Here is a 17,717-nt window from a genome sequence, read left to right on the forward strand (position 1 = left end):
TCCTTGGGTCGGAACTAAGTAAGCCCATTGTTGAGATTTAATACGTTTGACGAAAGCGGAATTTTTTGCTGCCGAGCCCCAATATTATTGATCAATGCAGAGCATCACCGCGGCATCCGTTCGTTAGGAAAGTGTCGGGGCGATGGCAAAACTGTTAGCTCGACGGGTTTGGCAGAAGCACGGAACGCCGCCGAGCAGGAAAAATGTAAACCAAAAAGGAACTTAGTAGTGGCACTATGCCTCATATCCGTTCGAGTGAGCTGTACTCCGGGTCCCATTTACAATTTTCGGCAGTTAAATCATGAAAAAATTATTGCTTGCTGCGCTGTGCCTGTCCTCACTGGCAATGAATGCCAACGCAACCCAGATGTCCGGCGCCCTGGGTGCCACCAGTCAAGGCGGGGTCACTGCCCGCGTGGGACTGGGTTTCGACTGGGACAAGGCCTGGCTTGAAAGCTCGACGGGCAAACTGACCGGCTACTGGGACTTGGGTTACACCTACTGGGAAGCCGGTAAACAAGCCGGTGCACGTCACTCGGTGTCCTTCGCTCCGGTGTTCGTGTATGAATTCGGCAGCGGCCAGATCAAGCCGTTTATTGAAGCGGGCGTCGGTGTTTCCATGTTCACCGGTGCCAGTGCCGGCGATCAGAAGTTCGGCTCCGCTTTCAACTTCGAGGACCGCCTGGGCGCCGGCCTGAAGTTCGGCGACACCCAACGCGTGGCCCTTCGGGTCACCCACTACTCCAATGCCGGCATCAAAGAACCAAACGACGGTATCGAATCCTACGCGCTGGTCTACAGCCATACGCTTTGAGTGATTAACCCAGCTAAACGCTATCAAGCGGTGTGCCACTCGGCTGCCGCTTGCTCCCTGTCTCACCCTCGCTTTTTCGCCCAATGGGCCTCCTTCTCCCTCCCCTCCCGCGACCGGTTGTCCGATTCCAATCAAATAGAGGTGATTAGTTGGAGGACGGTCTTCATCTATAGAAACCCCAGCCGATAGCCCCGTTGACTGTGTTTTTTTCCCTGCAACACCTTGAAGGCTCGTACGGCATGACCAAATCCCTGAAATTCAGCCACAAAATCCTGCTGGCGGCCTCGCTGGTGGTGATCGCGGCGTTTAGCTTGTTCACCCTTTACAACGATTATCTGCAACGCAATGCCATCCGGAATCAGCTTAGGGAAAGTCTGAACCAGATGGGCGAAAGCACGGCGGGTAATATCCAGAAATGGATGTCGGGACGCATCCTGCTGGTGGAAAACGTGGCCGAAGCGGCCGCCACATCGCAATCCCAGGACGCGCTTAACCGCCAGCTCGGCCAGCCGACCCTGATCTCGACATTCATGAGCATCTATCTGGGCAAAAATGACGGCTCGTTTTTTACCCAGCCGCCTGACGACATGCCCGGCGACTACGACCCGCGCACCCGTCCGTGGTACACCGACGCGGTGAAGGCTGGCAAAACCACGCTGACCGAACCGTATCTGGACGCCGTGACCAAAGGCCTGATCGTGACCATTGCCACGCCGGTCAAAGGCCCGTCCGGTGTCAGCGGTGTGGCCGGTGGCGACTTGAGCCTCGAAGTGCTGGTCAAGATGATCAGCGCGTTGCACCTGCAAAACGACGGCCACGCTTTTCTTGTTGACGCCAACGGCCGCATCCTCGTCCACCCGGACACCTCGCTGGTCATGAAAACCCTGGCCGAGGTTTACCCCGATGCGACGCCTCGCCTGTCACAGGACATCAGCGAGAGCGAGCACGCCGGCCGCACGGAGATCATCACCTTCGCCCACGTCAACGGCCTGCCTTCAGTGAACTGGTACGTCGGCATCGCCGTGGACAAAGCCCAGGCCTACGCCGCGCTGGGCGACTTCCGTACTTCGGCCATCGTCGCCACGGTGATTGCCGTGGTGCTGATCATCCTGCTGCTCGGTGTGCTGCTGAACGTGCTGATGCGTCCGCTGAACACCATGGGCCGGGCGATGCACGACATCGCCGCCGGCGAAGGTGATCTGACCAAGCGTCTGGAAATCCTCAGCCAGGATGAGTTCGGTTACCTGGGCAACGGCTTCAACCTCTTCGTCGGGCGAATCCATGATTCGATGCGTCAAGTGGCCTCCTCCACCGTACAGCTGAATGAAGTGGCCCTGCGCGTGGTGAGTGCATCGAACTCCTCGATGCTGAACTCGGATCAACAAGCCAACCGTACCAGCAGCGTGGCAGCGGCAATCAACGAACTCGGCGCCGCGGCGCAGGAAATCGCGCAGAACGCCGCGATGGCTTCGGGGCATTCCAGCGATGCGCGCAATCTGGCTTCGAACGGTCAGGCGGTGGTGGGTCAGAACATTCAAGCGATGAACCGGTTGTCCACGCGCATCAGCGGCGCCAGCGAACAGATTGAACAGCTCAACGCCAAGACCGCCAACATCGGGCAGATTCTCGAAGTCATCACCGGGATTTCCCAGCAGACGAATCTGCTGGCGCTCAACGCGGCCATTGAAGCCGCGCGTGCCGGTGAAGCCGGCCGTGGGTTCGCCGTGGTGGCTGACGAGGTCCGCAGCCTGGCTCATCGCACCCAGGAATCGGCGAGCCAGGTGCAGAAGATGATCGAGGAGCTGCAACTGGGTGCGCGTGAAGCGGTGGCGATCATGAACGACAGTCAGCGCGAGAGCCATGAAAGCGTCAGCATCGCCAATCAGGCCGGTACCAGTCTGGAGAGCGTGACCGTGCGCATCGGCGAGATTGATGCCATGAACCAGTCGGTGGCCACTGCAACGGAGGAGCAGACGTCGGTGGTCGAGGCCATCAATGTCGACATCACCGAGATCAATACGCTTAACCAGGAAGGCGTTGAAAATCTGCAAGCGACGTTACGCGCCTGTGCTGACCTGGAAAGTCAGTCGGCACGCTTGACTCAACTGGTCGGCAGCTTCCGCATCTGAGTTGGCGCCTGTGTTTTCGGGTGACCGGTGAGGATCAACGGCACCCGAAACGTATTCCGACGAAATGATGGCACTAAGGCATCACTCATCTGTCATAGTCCGGTCAACTCACCCTTTTGGTGCATCATGCTTTCCTTTGTCCTCGACCGCCCTGGCCCCAACGATGCGCAAGTCCTCGCCGAGGTCGACCGCACCATCGCGTCGCGCTTCCGTGGCCTGCGTTTCAGTGCCGAGCTGGAGTCACGGTATGAGGCCGAAACCCTTGAACAGCGGCGGCGGTTTCTGACAGCGGTCGGCATTACCGGCGGCATCATTTACAACGTGTTCATGGTCAGCGACTGGCTGAGTCTCAACGACATGTTTGCCTACGTGGCGCTTGGGCGGGTTTTCCTGATCACCCCCTTGTTTATCTTCCTGACGGTGATCGTGCTTCGCGCCAAGACCCGTGCGGTTGTGGAAGCGGCCGCCGGGACCGGCACTGTGCTGTGCTCGCTGATGCCGCTGGTGGTGATGATCTTCAGCGAGAGTCCGTTCCGGCTGCATTACCAGCTGGGCATGCTGTTGATCATGGTGTACTGCACGGTGATTCAGCAGTTGCCGGTCCGCTACTCGGCCGTAGCGATGGCATTCATGCTGACGTTCCAGCTGGTGACCACTTACATCGCCGACTTCGCCGACTTTCAGATCTGGCAGGCCAACGCGCTGCTGTTTGTGTCGACCGTCGCGTTGCTGCTGATGGCGTCATGGTTTCTGGAGCACGGCAGTCGGCTGAGTTATCTGTTTGCGCTGCGTGGGCGGTTGCTGCAAAAGCAACTGCTGGAACTGGCGCGCATCGATTCCCTTACGCAGCTGTTCAATCGGCGGTTTCAGGGTGAGGTGCTGGCGTCCCTGTGGAGCCGGGCTGCGGAGGTGCCGATGAATGTCGCGGTGATCCTGCTGGACATCGATCACTTCAAATCCTACAACGACAATTATGGGCACCTGCAGGGCGACACGTGCCTGCGGCTGCTCAGCGGGGTCATTCAGCGCACTGCGAACAAGGCTGACGCATTAACCTTCAGGTTTGGCGGCGAGGAAATACTGGTGTTGATGACCCATGCCCATCCGGCTCAGGCGCGGGCGCTGGCGGAAAACCTGCGTTCGGCAGTGTCAGCGCTCAACGTGCCACACCCGGCGCTGGGCGCTGGCGCCAAAGTCACCATCAGCCTCGGGGTCGCGGTTGCCAATGCGCCGCAGATCAGCGCCGAAGCACTGATCGCCATGGCCGACAAAGCCTTGTACGCCGCCAAACGCGAAGGCCGCGACTGCCTGCGCTGCGCCCCGGCGGAAGTGGCCTGATCGTCAATCGCGACCGCTAACGCCTTCCCGGCTGAAGCCGATCCCACGAAAAACGCACAAACCACCCCAATGCGAACGTGTCACCCCGATGCGGACGTGTCCCCAATGCGAACGTGTCACCTGATGCGTACGCCTAACCCGAAACGGCGGACCTGTTGGATGCACACGGTCCCACTGTAGGAGCCGGCTTGCTGGCGAACCCGCTGTGTCAAGCGCTGCAGCAGCGAAAGCCAAAACCCTCGCGCCAGCTTCCACCATAACCAGCCATCGCCACGACTAACTTTTCGCGGGCAAACGCGCTCCTACAGTCGATCCCGCCAAAACATGCAACCGGCGACGTTCAAATGACCCGTAGGAGCCGGCTTGGTGGCGAACCCGCCGGGGCAGACGCTGCAGCGGTGATAGCCAGAACCCTTTCGCCAGCATCCACATACATCGCCGTCGACCGCATTTACCCCTTCGCGGGCAAGCGCGCTCCTACAGAAACGTGCACGGCGTAGCTGTACGGGCCAGTTGATGAGTCCAAACCCCCTCGCCGTGCCAGAAAAGCGCACCCTTAATTCGTCAAATACCTGACGTAAAAATTAACCGAAATGTGCCGGTCGTCACAAAACGACGGTTTCCCGACATACGGCTACAACTTTCCCGTTCAGTTAGGTCATACCTGCGGTGCAAGCCGATTGGAAATTGGCACGCAGTACGACCACAGCCTGGAACCGGAGATAAGTACATGATTTTTAACGTCCAAAATTTTGGCGCCAAAGGAGATGGCGTCTCTGACGACACCGCGGCGATTCAACAAGCGATTGATGCAGCCGCGGCGGCCGGCGGAGGACAAGTGTACGTACCGCCCGGGACCTACATCGTGACGGGCGGCGAAGAACCGTCTGACGGTTGTCTCATGCTCAAAAGCAACGTCTACATGTACGGCGACGGCATGGGCGTTTCGAACATCAAAGTGGCCGACGGCTCCGACACCAAAATCACCGGCGTCATCCGCTCCGCCTATGGCGAAGAAACCCACGACTTCGGCCTCAGCAACCTGACCATCGACGGCAACCGGGACAACACCACCGGCAAGATCGATGGCTGGTTCAACGGTTTCATTCCTGGCAAGGAAGGCTACGACTCCAACGTCACGCTGGACGGCGTCGAAATCAAGGACTGCTCCGGTTACGGTTTCGACCCGCATGAACAGACCGTCAACATGGTCATCAAGAACAGCGTGTCCCACGGCAATGGCCTGGACGGTTTTGTTGCCGACTTCCTGAGCAACAGCACCTTCGAAAACAACGTCGCCTACGACAACGACCGTCACGGCTTCAATGTGGTGACCAGTACCCACGACTTCACCCTCAGCAATAACGTTGCCTATGGCAACGGCGGCGGCGGAATCGTTGTGCAACGTGGCAGCGAGAACATCCCCTCGCCCAATAACATCACCATCACCGGTGGCGAGGTGTATGACAACGGCGCAGAAGGCGTGCTGATCAAACTGTCCGGCGGCGTCATCCTTACCGGCGTCGACATCCACGACAACAGCAGCGCTGGCGTGCGCATCTACGGCAGCAACAACGTCGACGTCATCAACAACACCCTGAGCAACAACGCCCTGGGTGGCGGCGTGCCGGAAATCATCATTCAGTCCTACGACGACACCAAGGGCGTTTCCGGCAAATATTTCAACGGCAGCGACAACACGGTCCAGGGCAACACCATCAATGGCAGCGCGTTGTCCACCTACGGCGTCGCCGAGCGCAACGAAGACGGTACTGATCGCAACGCCATCATCGGCAACACCATCAGCCACACCACCAAGGGCGACACCCTGGTGTACGGCGATGGCAGCTACGTCAGCGACACCGTGCCGGTCATTGCAGTCCAGGGCACCGATGGCAACGACACCCTGCTGGGCAGCGACGCCAACGAGATTTTCTACGGCGCGGCCGGCAATGACACCATCAACGGTGGCGCGGGTGATGACATCGTGATTGGCGGCGCCGGCGTCGACAAGCTCAGCGGCGGCACGGGCGCAGACATCTTCCGCTTCACCAGCGAAACGGACAGCTATCGCAACGCGACCACCAGCTTCGATGACACCATCACCGACTTCGACCCGACCAAGGACAAGATCGACCTCGCCGACCTGGGCTTCACCGGTCTGGGCAACGGCCGTGGCGGCACCTTGCAGGTCAGCTACAGCGCGAGCAACGACCGCACCTACATCAAAGATTACGACGCCGACGCCAACGGCAACCGGTTCGAGCTGATTCTGGCGGGCAACCTGGTCAGCTCGCTCACCGCCGGCAATTTCATCTTCAACCGCACCCTCACCGGTACCGCCAACAACGATTCGCTGCAGGGCACTGATGGCAAGGACACACTTCTGGGTCTGGCGGGCAATGACAGCCTGGCGGGCGGCGGCGGCGATGATCGCCTGGACGGCGGCGCCGGTCAGGACACCCTGAGCGGCGGAGCGGGCGCTGACACGTTCGCCTTCTCCAGCCGGCTCGACAGCTACCGCAACTACAATGAAGGCGGCGCTAACCTGGGTGATCTGATCACCGATTTTGATGTCACCGCCGACAAGATCGACCTGTCCAAGCTGGGCTTTACCGCGCTGGCCGACGGCATGAACAACACCGTGTATGCGGTCCTCAACGACGCTGGCGACAAGACCTACATCAAGTCGCTGACGGCCGATGCGGACGGCAACCGGTTCGAGGTTGCGCTCGCGGGCAATTATGTCGACAAGCTGACCAGCGCCAATTTCGTCTTCGCCACCCCGCCGACGGTCAACCAGGCACCTGTGGTCGCCAATCCACTGCTGGATCAGAACGCCACCGAAAACACGCCATTCAGCTACGTGGTACCGGGCACCAGCTTTACCGACCCGGACAACGACAACCTGAGCTACACCGCGACCCTGGAAGACGGCACCGCCTTGCCGGCCTGGCTGACGTTCGATGCCGCCACGCGCACGTTCAGCGGCACACCGGGCAACACGGCTTCGGGCACCTACGCGATCAAGATCACCGCAAGCGATGCCAGCAACGCCGTGGTCAGCGACAGCTTCACCCTCGCAGTGCAGGACGTCCCGCTGACCCCGGGCGTAATCAACGGCACGCCGGGTAACGACACCCTCACGGGCACTGCGGGCAACGATCAATTGTTCGGGGGCGCGGGCAACGACGTACTCAATGGCGGTGACGGCAACGACGTCATCATCGGCGGTGCCGGCGCAGACAAACTGACCGGTGGCGCGGGTGCGGACGTGTTCCGCTTCACCTCTACCCAGGACAGCTATCGCACCGCCACCAGCAGCGTCAGCGATCAGATCCTTGATTTCGATGCCGCCGCCGACAAGATCGACGTGTCAGCCCTCGGCTACACCGCGCTGGGCAACGGCCAGAACGGCACGCTGCAGGTGACCTACAACGCCGGCAACAACCGCACGTACATCAAGGACAGCGTGGCCGACGCCAACGGCAACCGTTTTGAGCTGTCCCTGGCCGGCAACCTGACCGGCAGTCTCAATGCCAGCCATTTCATCTTTGCCAACCAGAACGTGCCGGTTAACGTCGCACCCGTGGTGGTGATACCGCTGCTCGACCAGAACGCCACCGAAAACTCGCCGTTCACGTATGCCGTCACCAGCAACAGCTTTACCGACGGCAATAACGACACGCTGAGCTATACCGCGACCTTGGCCGATGGCAGCGCCCTGCCCGACTGGCTGACCTTCGACAGCACGCTGCTGACCTTTAGCGGCACGCCGACCAGCACTGCGGCGGGCACTTACACGCTGCTGATCAAGGCCACCGACCCGTCAGGCGCCTCTGTCAGTGACAGCTTTGCCCTGGCGGTGGCCGATGCACCGGCGAGCACCCTCACCGGCACCGACAACGGAGAGACGATCGCCGGCACCGCAGGTGCCGACCTGATCCTGGGCCTGGGTGGCAGCGACACTATTCGCGCCGGCGCCGGGGACGACATCATCGACGGCGGCCTGGGACGTGACGCGCTGTACGGCGGCGAAGGCGCCGACACCTTCCGCTACACCAGCGTCCAGGACAGCTATCGCGACTACAGCACCGGCGGCGTCACGGCCACCGACACGATCTACGACTTTACTCACGGCGTAGACAAGATCGATGTGTCCGGCCTGGGCTTCCTCGGTCTGGGTGACGGCAGCAACGGCACGCTGTACCTGAGCCTGAACGCCGCTGGCGACAAGACGTACATCAAATCCAGCCAGCCCGACGCTGACGGTCATCGCTTCGAGATCGCCCTGAGCGGCAACTACCTCAATACCCTGACCGCCGACGATTTCGTGTTTGGCTCCCGGGCCGATCAGGAGATCTTGTTCCTGCCAACCCTCGGCCAGTCCAATGCGCGTCTGCTGCGCATGACCGAAGATGACAGCCAGTCCGGCACCTCCATGCTGGTGGACGGCTTGAGCAAGTACACCACCTACGACGTGCGCAGTCAGTTCAACGACGCCGACGGCAACGGGATCGACATTGCAGTGGGCGGCAGCACGGTCAACGGCATGTCCACCCTTGGCGCCGAAGAACTGAAGCTGTGCTGGTGGCTGACCGATATCGACCAGCCGGGCCCTGCCCTGTTGCGTGCCGTCGCCCTGCTGAACGATCAGCTCACTGAGCTCAAGTCAATCGACAAGGTGACCATGGGCATCATCTGGGGCCAGGGCGAGGAAGCGGCGCAGGAAATCGCCCGCGCCTCGGACAAGGACGCTGCTGCAGCCGCCTACAAGGCGGCGACCCTGTCGGTGTTCGATTACCTGCACACCCAGTTCGGCAACTTCAACGTGTACATGATGGAAACCGGTCACTACGACCAGGATGCGGCGCGCGCTCGCGGTTTCTCGGAAGAAAAAATCGCCGGCATCGTTGAGGGCGTTGGCTATGTCCGCGCCGCGCAAGAGGCGATTGCCGCCCAGCGCGACGACGTCAAGCTGGCGGTGGATTACACCGACCTGCCACTGCGCCATGAAGTCGACCCGCTGGTCTACCCGGACGACGTCTGGCACCTGCACGAAGAGTCCGCCGAGATCGTCGGCCAGCGTCTGGCTGACTACATCGCCGATGACCTGGGCTTCCATGGCGACCCGAGCGACAACAACAGCGTGCAGGCAATCTTCGACGGCGCGCAGAACGAAGGTGGCATGATCTTCGGTACTGACCAGGACGACACCCTGATCGGCTCGGCAGGCAACGACACGCTGGACGGCGACCTCGGGGCCGACACCATGAGCGGTGGCGACGGCAACGACATCTATATCGTCGACAACGCCTTTGACAGCGTCACCGAATCCAGCGACTCCCCTTCGCAGATCGACACCGTGCAGGCGTCGGTCAGCTGGACCCTCGGCGCGAATCTGGAGAACCTGGTACTGACGGGCGTTTCCGCCATCGACGGCAACGGCAACGACCTGCGCAACTTCATCACCGGTAACGCGGCAGCCAACGTGATCAACGGCGCAGGCGGGGCCGACAGCATGAGCGGCGGCAACGGCAACGACACCTACTACGTCGACAACAGCGGCGACAGCGTGATCGAAACCAATGCCGATCGTATCTCTGGCGGCATCGACAGCGTGCACAGCACCCTGGCGACCTTCACCCTGGGCAGCAACGTCGAGAACCTGTACCTGGACAGCAGCGATGCGGCCAACGGTATCGGCAACGCGCTGGACAACGTGCTGTTCGCCGGCATCGGCAACAACGTGCTGGATGGACGTGACGGTAACGACACGGTCTCCTACAGCGGCGCTCAGTCGGGGATCACCGTGACGCTGTCGACCTCGGCGCAGCAGAACACGCTGGGCTCGGGGCTGGATTCGCTCAAGAGCATCGAAAACCTGATCGGCAGTGCCTTTGGTGACACCCTGACCGGCAACAGCGGCGCCAACGTGCTCAACGGCGGCGCGGGCAATGACACGCTGGTGGGTGGTTCAGGCAATGACCGTCTGATCGGTGGTCTGGGCACTGACACGCTGACCGGCGGCACCGGAGCCGACACTTATGTGTTCAATTCCGTTGCGGACATGGGTGTGGGCGTATTGCGCGACGTGATCAATGGCTTCAAGACCGCCGAAGGTGACGTGCTCGACTTCAGCGGCCTGGACGCCAATCCGCAGACCCCGGGCATGGACCACTTCACCTTCATCGGCAACAACGCCTTTGACAGCAACGATGCGACCGGTCAGCTGCGTTTCGCCGACGGGATTCTCTACGGCAGCGTCAACACCGATGCGACCCCTGACTTCGAGATCCAGCTGGTGGGCGTCAAGGAGCTGCATGCCACTGACCTTGTGGTCTGATAAACCGCTGTGAACCCAGACGGCCTCCGCAATGGAGGCCGTTTTTTTGTCTGGCAGTTGTGCGACATCCTTCTAATAGGAGGGCGCACATACCGGCGTCTTCCCGGCTGAAGCCGGTCCCACTAAGTTGGTGCCACCCACACCGCATATCGGTGTAGGAGCGCGCTTGCCCGCGAACCTCAATCAACCTGCGCCATTCATGCGCCTGACCCTCCCTCTCGCAGGAACGCGAGCCCCAACCCCGTCGGGCGTACTCACACTCAGCACTAACTTCGCCTTTCATCGGCAACAGGTGTCGATCATCGACTGCACTGCAACTCTTTTGAATTTTCGGGAAGCGGCTCCCTCTGACATACATATCAAGAAAAGTCAGCAGGCTATCCATGACCTCTTTACAGCTACTTTCCGAGCGTTCTGCCACGGCGCATGTATCCACCGGCGCCCACTACTCGCTGTACTCCCGTCTGTTGCGTGGACAGGTTGAAGGCGAGCAGGACAACGTGCGTGACTTTCTCCATGAGCAACTGGAGATCGCGAAAAAGCTTCCGTCGAACCTGCCTGCTGACTTGGCCGACCTGTCCGGATGGGTGGCGAGCAACAGCCACTCGGTAGCCGAGCGCTACCGCGTGTATCTGGAAGAGCGCCGCGCAGGCGGCCCTCGCAAATTCTTCACCAACAAAGCCCATGCCCTGTACTTTCTGCAGAGCGTTGCGCCGAGCAAGCTGGTCGATGGCGCCTGGCTCTACGGCACTGTGAAGCACGCCGATGACTGGCGCTATCACGGCCTGATTCGCACTTATCTTGAAGAGTTGGGTGACGGCGAACCTGCACTCAACCACGTGGTGCTGTACCGCAACCTGCTCACCGAACACGACTGCGCACCCATCGCTGCGCTGGACGATGCGTTGTACTTGCAGGGTGCGATTCAACTGGGCCTTGGTCATCTGAGCGATGAGTTTCTGCCCGAGGTGCTGGGCTACAACCTGGGCTACGAGCAACTGCCGCTGCACTTGCTGATCACCTCGTTCGAGCTGAGCGAGCTGGGCATCGACCCTTATTACTTCACCCTGCACGTCACCATTGATAACGCCAGTTCGGGCCATGCCCACAAGGCCGTGCAGGCTGTGCTGGACTTGCTGCCCAACGACGACAGCAAAGGCGAATTCCTGCAGCGCCTGCAGGCGGGTTACCTGCTCAACGACTTGGGCCTGGGTTCGACCGACATCGTTCGAGCGTTTGATCTGGAAGAAGAAGTGGTGTCGATGCTGGAGACCAAGAGCACCTTTGGTCAACACATGCATTCGGACTACTGCCGCCTCGAAGGCCGCACCATCAACGACTGGCTGGCCACGCCGGGCCAAAGCCGCCAGCTGTTGACTGCTCTGGAAGACCGAGGCTGGATCAAGCGCAATCAGGACCCTCAGGACAGCCGTTTCTGGCAGCTGATCGACGGGCCGGGCGCCGTGATGTTTGGCGTTTTCAGCGGCTACGAAATGCAGTTGCTCAAGGACTGGATCGCGGGCGACTGGCAAGCGCCGGGCCAAAACAATCCTTTCCGTACGCGCTTTCGCCGCCGCCACGTGGCATCCACCGACACCGGCCGACCAGACGCCTCGCCTGCCCTGCCGTTCGCTGAACTGGTCCGGTTGATCGCACCCGATTCACACCCGACGCCCGAAGGCCTTGCCGCCACCCGGATCTACGCCCGCCAACTGGCGCAAGGAAGCCTGACCCGATGAATCAGCAGAACGTACTAGAGCCGCAAATCGACACTGAACTCGACGCCCCGGAACTGACCGATGAGAGCCACGACCTCGCGCTGCTGCAACTGGGTCAGCATTTGCAGGCCGAGGATTATCGTTTCGTCACGGTTACGCCGCTGACTCACCAGCGGGTTAACGCGCGGGATGAAAATCGGGTAGCCCGCACGCTGCGCGATGTGTTCGGCTGGAGCCGGCCCTTCGAAACCGGCCTGCTCGATGAAACCGAACTGGAAACCCTGCTCGCCAGCGGTATCCTCCGCGCCCACGCTGGCATGTGGGTCAGCGAAGTGCGCTGGTCAAGCCTTGACGATCTGTTGTTCGTCCACTCCGCCTTCCCCACGGTGGCGCATGACTCGGTGTTCTTCGGCCCCGACACCTACCGCTTCGCCCAGGCGATTGAAGACCATTTGCGCACGTCCACACACCCGATCCGCACCGCCGTCGACATCGGCTGCGGCAGTGGCGTCGGCGCGATTCTGATTGGCCGGGCCCGTCGCGATGCACACGTACTCGCGGTGGACATCAACCCGACTGCCTTGCGGTTTACCGCCGTCAACGCGTCTCTCGCCAAGGCCGATAACGTGGTTGCCTATCACAGCGACATCCTGGCAGGCACCACGGGCGAATTCGACCTGATCGTCGCCAATCCGCCCTACATGAAAGACACCCAGGAGCGCGCGTACCGCCATGGCGGCGAGCATCTGGGCTCGGAACTGTCGGTGCGCATTCTCGGGCAGGCCATTGAGCGACTGGCGCCAGGCGGCAGCGTGCTGTTGTACACCGGCGCGCCTTCCATCGACGGCGAAGATGTCTTTCTGCAACAGGCTCGAGGGTTGATCGACCGGCCCGATCTAGCCTGGTCCTACCGCGAGATGGACCCGGACGTGTTCGGTGAAGAGCTGGAAACCGAGACCTATCAGCAGGCTGACCGCATCGCCGCCGTTGTGCTGACGGTCACGCGCACACGGTGAGATACCCATCGACGCCAGACGGGCGTTACTTCGTCGTCAAGGGTCAGCTGTGGCGCTGCAGCAATCCAGCGCTGGATGAAAATGAACGCCAGCGCTGGGTCAACAACTTGATGGCAGCGCGTCAGGCGGTCAAAGCGGCGAAGCGGCAGGACGATGCATCGGCCCTCAAAGCCGCCCGCGCCGAGGTGAATGCAGCGAAAATCGCCCTTGGCGAGCGCGGTCCGGTCTGGTGGACGGACGGCTCACCAGACTTCAATCGATACAAGGCAGTTAATACTCCCTACCGCGAGTGGTTCGAGTCGCAAGTGGATCTGCAACTGCACTAATCGGCCGTATCAAGATGCTCTTGATATCCGGTTAACCCGTCGACGAATCCATCCGGGCGATCTGTTTAAAAATTCGCTGAACGTTTTACAAATGGCCTCGTCGGAAAGAATACGGGCGCTTAAAGCGGCTCCTACGAATCAATACACTGAAGAGGAACTTCACGATGAACAAACTATTCAAGACTTCCGCACTGGCTCTGTTGATGGCTGTGGGCAGCCAGGGCGTATTCGCTGCGCAGGATAACGATGACTTCGTGGAAGACGCTTCTGCCAAGGGCGTTGCTGAAGTTGAAGCCGGCAAGCTGGCGCAAGAGAAAGGCACCGCTGCCGACGTTAAAACTTTCGCTGCGATGATGATCCAGGCTCACACCGAGGCAAACACCAAGCTCAAAGGCATTGCTGACACCAAGAAGCTGGAGGTGTCCGACAATGCGATGCTGGTGGACAAAGCCAAGTCGATGATTCTGGAGCTGCGCAGCGCCAAGTCGTTTGACCAGGCCTATGCCAATAACCAGGTTGTTGCCCATGAGCAGACCATCAAACTGTTCGAGAAAGAATCCACTGATGGCAAAGATCCAGAGCTGAAAGCCTTCGCAACTCAGATGCTGCCCAAGTTGAAAGAGCACCTGGTTCACGCTAAAGAACTGGCCAAGGCTCACGGCGGCGACGCTGCCAAGTAAGCCGATTAATCCTTTTAAGGATTAGTACCCGGTTTAGTTGATGAAGGCAGGGTGAAAGCTCTGCCTTTTTTGTGTCTGATGCCATAAAAATGCGGGCCTGATTCATAGCCCGATCGTTGCACCACAAGCAGGAGCCGGACATGAGCGATGCGATACGCAATCAGATGGCAATCGTGCTCAATCAGCTGGACACACTGCGGGCCTGTGTCGAGGCACTTGCCCGTCTGGAACTCAGCGAGGTACCCGAGCTTGCCGGGCACCAGACCGTCGACAATTCGCAAAGCATCGCTCAAGGCTTCGTGACACTTGAGGCCTCCATTGTCGAGATGGAGCAGACGTTGGCGATGCTGGCGGAGGCCACCGAGCAGCGTTAGGTAAAGGGAGAGAATGTCATGAGTGCCGGACTCGACGAGTACAACCGCAAGCGCGATTTCGACGCGACGCCCGAGCCGTCAGGCAGCGCAAAACCCAAGCGCACGGCCGCCAAAAAGCGCGGCCAGTCGCATGCCCTGCAGTTCTGTATCCAAAAGCATGACGCAACCCGCCTGCATTACGATTTCCGCCTCGAAATCGACGGCACGCTCAAGAGCTGGGCCGTGCCCAAAGGTCCGTCGCTGGACCCGAAGATCAAACGCCTGGCTGTTCACGTAGAGGACCATCCCCTCGATTACGCCAGCTTTGAAGGTCACATCCCCGAAGGGCATTACGGTGCAGGTGATGTCATCGTCTGGGACCGTGGGGTGTGGACGCCGCTCTCCGATCCTGCCGAGGCCTACGCTAAAGGCAAACTCAAATTTGAGCTGCAGGGCGAAAAGCTTGGCGGCGTCTGGAACCTGGTCAAAACCCATATTCCCGGCAAGCAGGAGCAATGGTTCCTGATCAAGCATCAAGACGAATCGGCCCGCCCGGAAGCCGACTACGACGTCGTCAAAGCGCTGCCGGACAGTGTGCTCAGTGACCGGACGCTGATCCCTAAAAAACGCGGAGGGAAAGCCGCCGCTCCCAAACCCGTCGAGAGCGTTCCGGCTACGCGCAAGAAGCCTGCCAAGGCACAGCTGTCAGGCGCCGCGCCGGGTGAACTGCCCGCACTGCTCAAGCCTGAGCTGGCCACGCTGGTGGACTCGGCCCCCGAGGGCGACTGGCGTTACGAGATCAAGTTCGACGGTTACCGGGTCATGGCGCGGGTCGCGGATGGTGACGTCGAGCTGTTCACCCGAAATGGCCATGACTGGACCCACAAACTGCCCCGCCAGGCCGAAGCCATCGCAGCGCTGGGACTGGAATCAGCCTGGCTTGACGGCGAAATGGTGGTGGCCAACGAACAAGGCGTGCCGGACTTTCAGGCCCTGCAAAATGCCTTCGAAGCGGGCCGCAGCGGCAACATCGTCTATTACCTTTTTGACATGCCCTTTCTCAACGGCATGGACCTTCGCGAAGTGCCGGTCGAGCAGCGCCGCACCGCCCTGGCGACGGTGCTCGAGCGCAGCGAGGACGAAGTCCTGCGTTATTCGCAAGACTTCGACGAAGTGCCCGACGCCCTGCTCAACAGTGCCTGCCAGATGCAGATGGAGGGGCTGATTGGCAAGCGAACGGGCAGCCCGTACGTGTCACGCCGCAGCGGTGACTGGATCAAACTCAAGTGCAAGCGTCGTCAGGAGTTCGTGGTGGTGGGCTACACCGATCCCAAAGGCGCACGAAGCAAATTCGGCGCGCTGCTGCTGGGGCTGCACGATGCCGACAGCGGCGAGTTGCGCTACGCGGGCAAGGTAGGCACCGGGTTCAACGAGGCGACCCTGGGGACCATCTTCGATCAGTTGACGCCATTGCAGGCCAAGCAGGCTGCGGTAGTCAATCCGCCCACCGGCTTTGAGGCCAAGGGTGTGCACTGGCTTAAGCCGGTCCTGTTGGCAGAGGTCGCCTTTGCCGAGATCACCAAAGAGGGATCAGTCCGGCACGCCGTGTTCCACGGGTTGCGCAACGACAAGCCTGCCGAGTCGATCACCGAGGAGCTCCCTGCCCCGGCCCCCACTGCCGGCGAAAGCGCTGAAGCTGAGGCTGAGACTGCTGCATCGCCGAAGCCTGCCAAGCCAGCCAAGGCGGCTAAACCCGCCAAAGCTGCAAAATCCGCCAAGGCTGACACGACAGGGTCACCGAAAGCTGCCAAAGCCAAGGCCGCAGCCAAGCCTGCGCAACCGGCGGTGACCAGCGGCAAGATCCGCCTGACCCATCCCGAGCGGGTCATCGACCCCACCACCGGCGCAACCAAACGCGACCTCGCTGATTACTACATCCGCATTTCCGAGTGGCTTCTGCCGCAGCTGGCCCAACGGCCCGTGGCGTTGGTCCGCGCCCCCGAAGGCATTGGCGGCGAGTTGTTTTTCCAGAAGAACGCTGATCGCCTCGCCATTCCGGGCATCGAGACCATGGGAAAGGAATACACCGGCCACCCGGTGATGCTGATCAACAACATCGAAGCGCTGGTCGGCGCGGTGCAGATGAGCGCCATGGAGCTGCACACCTGGAACGGCGTCGCCCAAGATCTCGAGCGTCCGGACCGGTTCATCCTCGACCTCGACCCGGACCCGGTCCTGCCCTGGAAAAGTATGGTGGAGGCCACGCAGCTGACCCTAGCCGTGCTGGATGAGCTGGGGCTGACCTCGTTTTTGAAAACCAGCGGCGGCAAGGGCATTCATGTGGTGGTGCCGTTGACGCCCAAGGCTGACTGGGACGCGGTGAAGGATTTCAGCCACGCCATCGTCAAGCACATCGCCAAGCTGCTGCCGGACCGGTTTTCCGCGGTGTCCGGGCCGAAGAATCGCGTGGGGCGGATTTTCATCGATTACCTGCGCAACGGCTTGGGCGCGACGACGATCAGCGCGTATTCGGTCCGTACACGCGAAGGCTTGCCGGTGTCGGTGCCGATTAACCGCGAGGAACTGCTGGAGATCAAAGGCGCGAATGCCTGGAACATTCACAACGTACATCAGCGGCTCGCCGAACTGGACGAAGACCCTTGGGCCGATCTGACCAAGACCCGACAGACCATCACGGCCGAGATGCGCAAGCGTGTCGGCCTCAAATGATTTCATCAACTGGAGGAAACCATGGACAACTACCACATCACCAAGACCGACAACGGCTGGGCACTGACCAAGGAAGGCGCGGCGCGCGCCTCCAAGACGGCGGGCACCAAGGCGGAAATCGTCAGCCTGGCCACTGAGTACCTGGACGGTAAAACGGCCTCGCTGAAGATCCACAAGGAGGACGGCACCATTCAGGAAGAGCGCACCTATCCGCGAGCCGCGGATCCGACCAAGACCAAGGGCTGAGGTCTCGGACTCGCCATGCAG

At 60.6% G+C, this 17,717-nt stretch carries 11 protein-coding genes and 1 pseudogene; all 12 read left to right on the forward strand.

All coding sequences use genetic code 11. From position 1 onward, the window contains the following. Positions 1–301: 301 nt before the first annotated feature. The 12 genes and pseudogenes from QRN48_RS23480 (at position 302) to QRN48_RS23530 (ending at position 17,696) form a co-directional block, all read left to right on the forward strand. The gene (locus QRN48_RS23480) at positions 302–814 is read left to right on the forward strand and encodes an acyloxyacyl hydrolase (RefSeq protein ID WP_037010019.1); all 513 of its coding nucleotides are present in this window, start codon (positions 302–304) and stop codon (positions 812–814) included. A 239-nt stretch (positions 815–1,053) separates the two neighbouring features. Beyond that, positions 1,054–2,088, forward strand: a pseudogene (locus QRN48_RS25500) (HAMP domain-containing protein); the annotation flags it as partial. 90 nt (positions 2,089–2,178) lie between these two features. Beyond that, on the forward strand, positions 2,179–2,943 hold the full coding sequence (locus QRN48_RS25505) for a methyl-accepting chemotaxis protein (protein WP_502944668.1): 765 nt from the start codon (positions 2,179–2,181) through the stop codon (positions 2,941–2,943). 126 nt (positions 2,944–3,069) lie between these two features. Beyond that, entirely contained in the window at positions 3,070–4,281 is a 1,212-nt protein-coding gene (locus QRN48_RS23490; RefSeq protein WP_191943993.1) for a GGDEF domain-containing protein, read from the forward strand. Positions 4,282–5,011: 730 nt separating this feature from the next. After that, on the forward strand, positions 5,012–10,627 hold the full coding sequence (locus QRN48_RS23495) for a putative Ig domain-containing protein (RefSeq protein WP_285353646.1): 5,616 nt from the start codon (positions 5,012–5,014) through the stop codon (positions 10,625–10,627). Positions 10,628–11,010: 383 nt separating this feature from the next. After that, positions 11,011–12,366, forward strand: coding sequence for an iron-containing redox enzyme family protein (locus QRN48_RS23500; RefSeq protein WP_285353648.1), 1,356 nt, complete (start codon positions 11,011–11,013; stop codon positions 12,364–12,366). Further along, a complete protein-coding gene (locus tag QRN48_RS23505) occupies positions 12,363–13,361 on the forward strand; it encodes a methyltransferase (protein ID WP_285353650.1) in 999 nt (332 codons plus the stop codon). The genes QRN48_RS23500 and QRN48_RS23505 overlap by 4 nt, the downstream gene beginning before the upstream one ends. After that, positions 13,358–13,687: a hypothetical protein gene (locus tag QRN48_RS23510; RefSeq protein WP_191943989.1), complete on the forward strand. Its 330-nt coding sequence runs from the start codon at positions 13,358–13,360 to the stop codon at positions 13,685–13,687. The genes QRN48_RS23505 and QRN48_RS23510 overlap by 4 nt, the downstream gene beginning before the upstream one ends. A 164-nt stretch (positions 13,688–13,851) precedes the next feature. Further along, on the forward strand, positions 13,852–14,367 hold the full coding sequence (locus QRN48_RS23515; protein ID WP_191943988.1) for a DUF4142 domain-containing protein: 516 nt from the start codon (positions 13,852–13,854) through the stop codon (positions 14,365–14,367). Between the two features lie 140 nt (positions 14,368–14,507). Then, positions 14,508–14,741, forward strand: a complete 234-nt coding sequence (locus tag QRN48_RS23520; RefSeq protein ID WP_052075041.1) for a hypothetical protein — start codon at positions 14,508–14,510, stop codon at positions 14,739–14,741. A gap of 18 nt (positions 14,742–14,759) precedes the next feature. Continuing rightward, positions 14,760–17,450: a DNA ligase D gene (ligD, locus tag QRN48_RS23525; protein ID WP_285353653.1), complete on the forward strand. Its 2,691-nt coding sequence runs from the start codon at positions 14,760–14,762 to the stop codon at positions 17,448–17,450. A gap of 21 nt (positions 17,451–17,471) precedes the next feature. Further along, positions 17,472–17,696 (forward strand): DUF2188 domain-containing protein, encoded by a 225-nt coding sequence (locus tag QRN48_RS23530; RefSeq protein ID WP_285353654.1) that lies wholly within the window; start codon positions 17,472–17,474, stop codon positions 17,694–17,696. The last annotated feature ends 21 nt before the right edge of the window (positions 17,697–17,717 follow it).

This window comes from Pseudomonas sp. ME-P-057 (assembly GCF_030208975.1).
GTDB lineage: Bacteria > Pseudomonadota > Gammaproteobacteria > Pseudomonadales > Pseudomonadaceae > Aquipseudomonas > Aquipseudomonas lutea.

Coding starts and splice junctions, on each gene's coding strand:
- QRN48_RS23530 (WP_285353654.1), top strand. CDS start 17,472: ATGGACAACTACCACATCACCAAGACCGACAACGGCTGGGCACTGACC.
- QRN48_RS23495 (WP_285353646.1), top strand. CDS start 5,012: ATGATTTTTAACGTCCAAAATTTTGGCGCCAAAGGAGATGGCGTCTCT.
- ligD (WP_285353653.1), top strand. CDS start 14,760: ATGAGTGCCGGACTCGACGAGTACAACCGCAAGCGCGATTTCGACGCG.
- QRN48_RS23500 (WP_285353648.1), top strand. CDS start 11,011: ATGACCTCTTTACAGCTACTTTCCGAGCGTTCTGCCACGGCGCATGTA.
- QRN48_RS23520 (WP_052075041.1), top strand. CDS start 14,508: ATGAGCGATGCGATACGCAATCAGATGGCAATCGTGCTCAATCAGCTG.
- QRN48_RS25505 (WP_502944668.1), top strand. CDS start 2,179: ATGCTGAACTCGGATCAACAAGCCAACCGTACCAGCAGCGTGGCAGCG.
- QRN48_RS23515 (WP_191943988.1), top strand. CDS start 13,852: ATGAACAAACTATTCAAGACTTCCGCACTGGCTCTGTTGATGGCTGTG.
- QRN48_RS23480 (WP_037010019.1), top strand. CDS start 302: ATGAAAAAATTATTGCTTGCTGCGCTGTGCCTGTCCTCACTGGCAATG.
- QRN48_RS23490 (WP_191943993.1), top strand. CDS start 3,070: ATGCTTTCCTTTGTCCTCGACCGCCCTGGCCCCAACGATGCGCAAGTC.
- QRN48_RS23505 (WP_285353650.1), top strand. CDS start 12,363: ATGAATCAGCAGAACGTACTAGAGCCGCAAATCGACACTGAACTCGAC.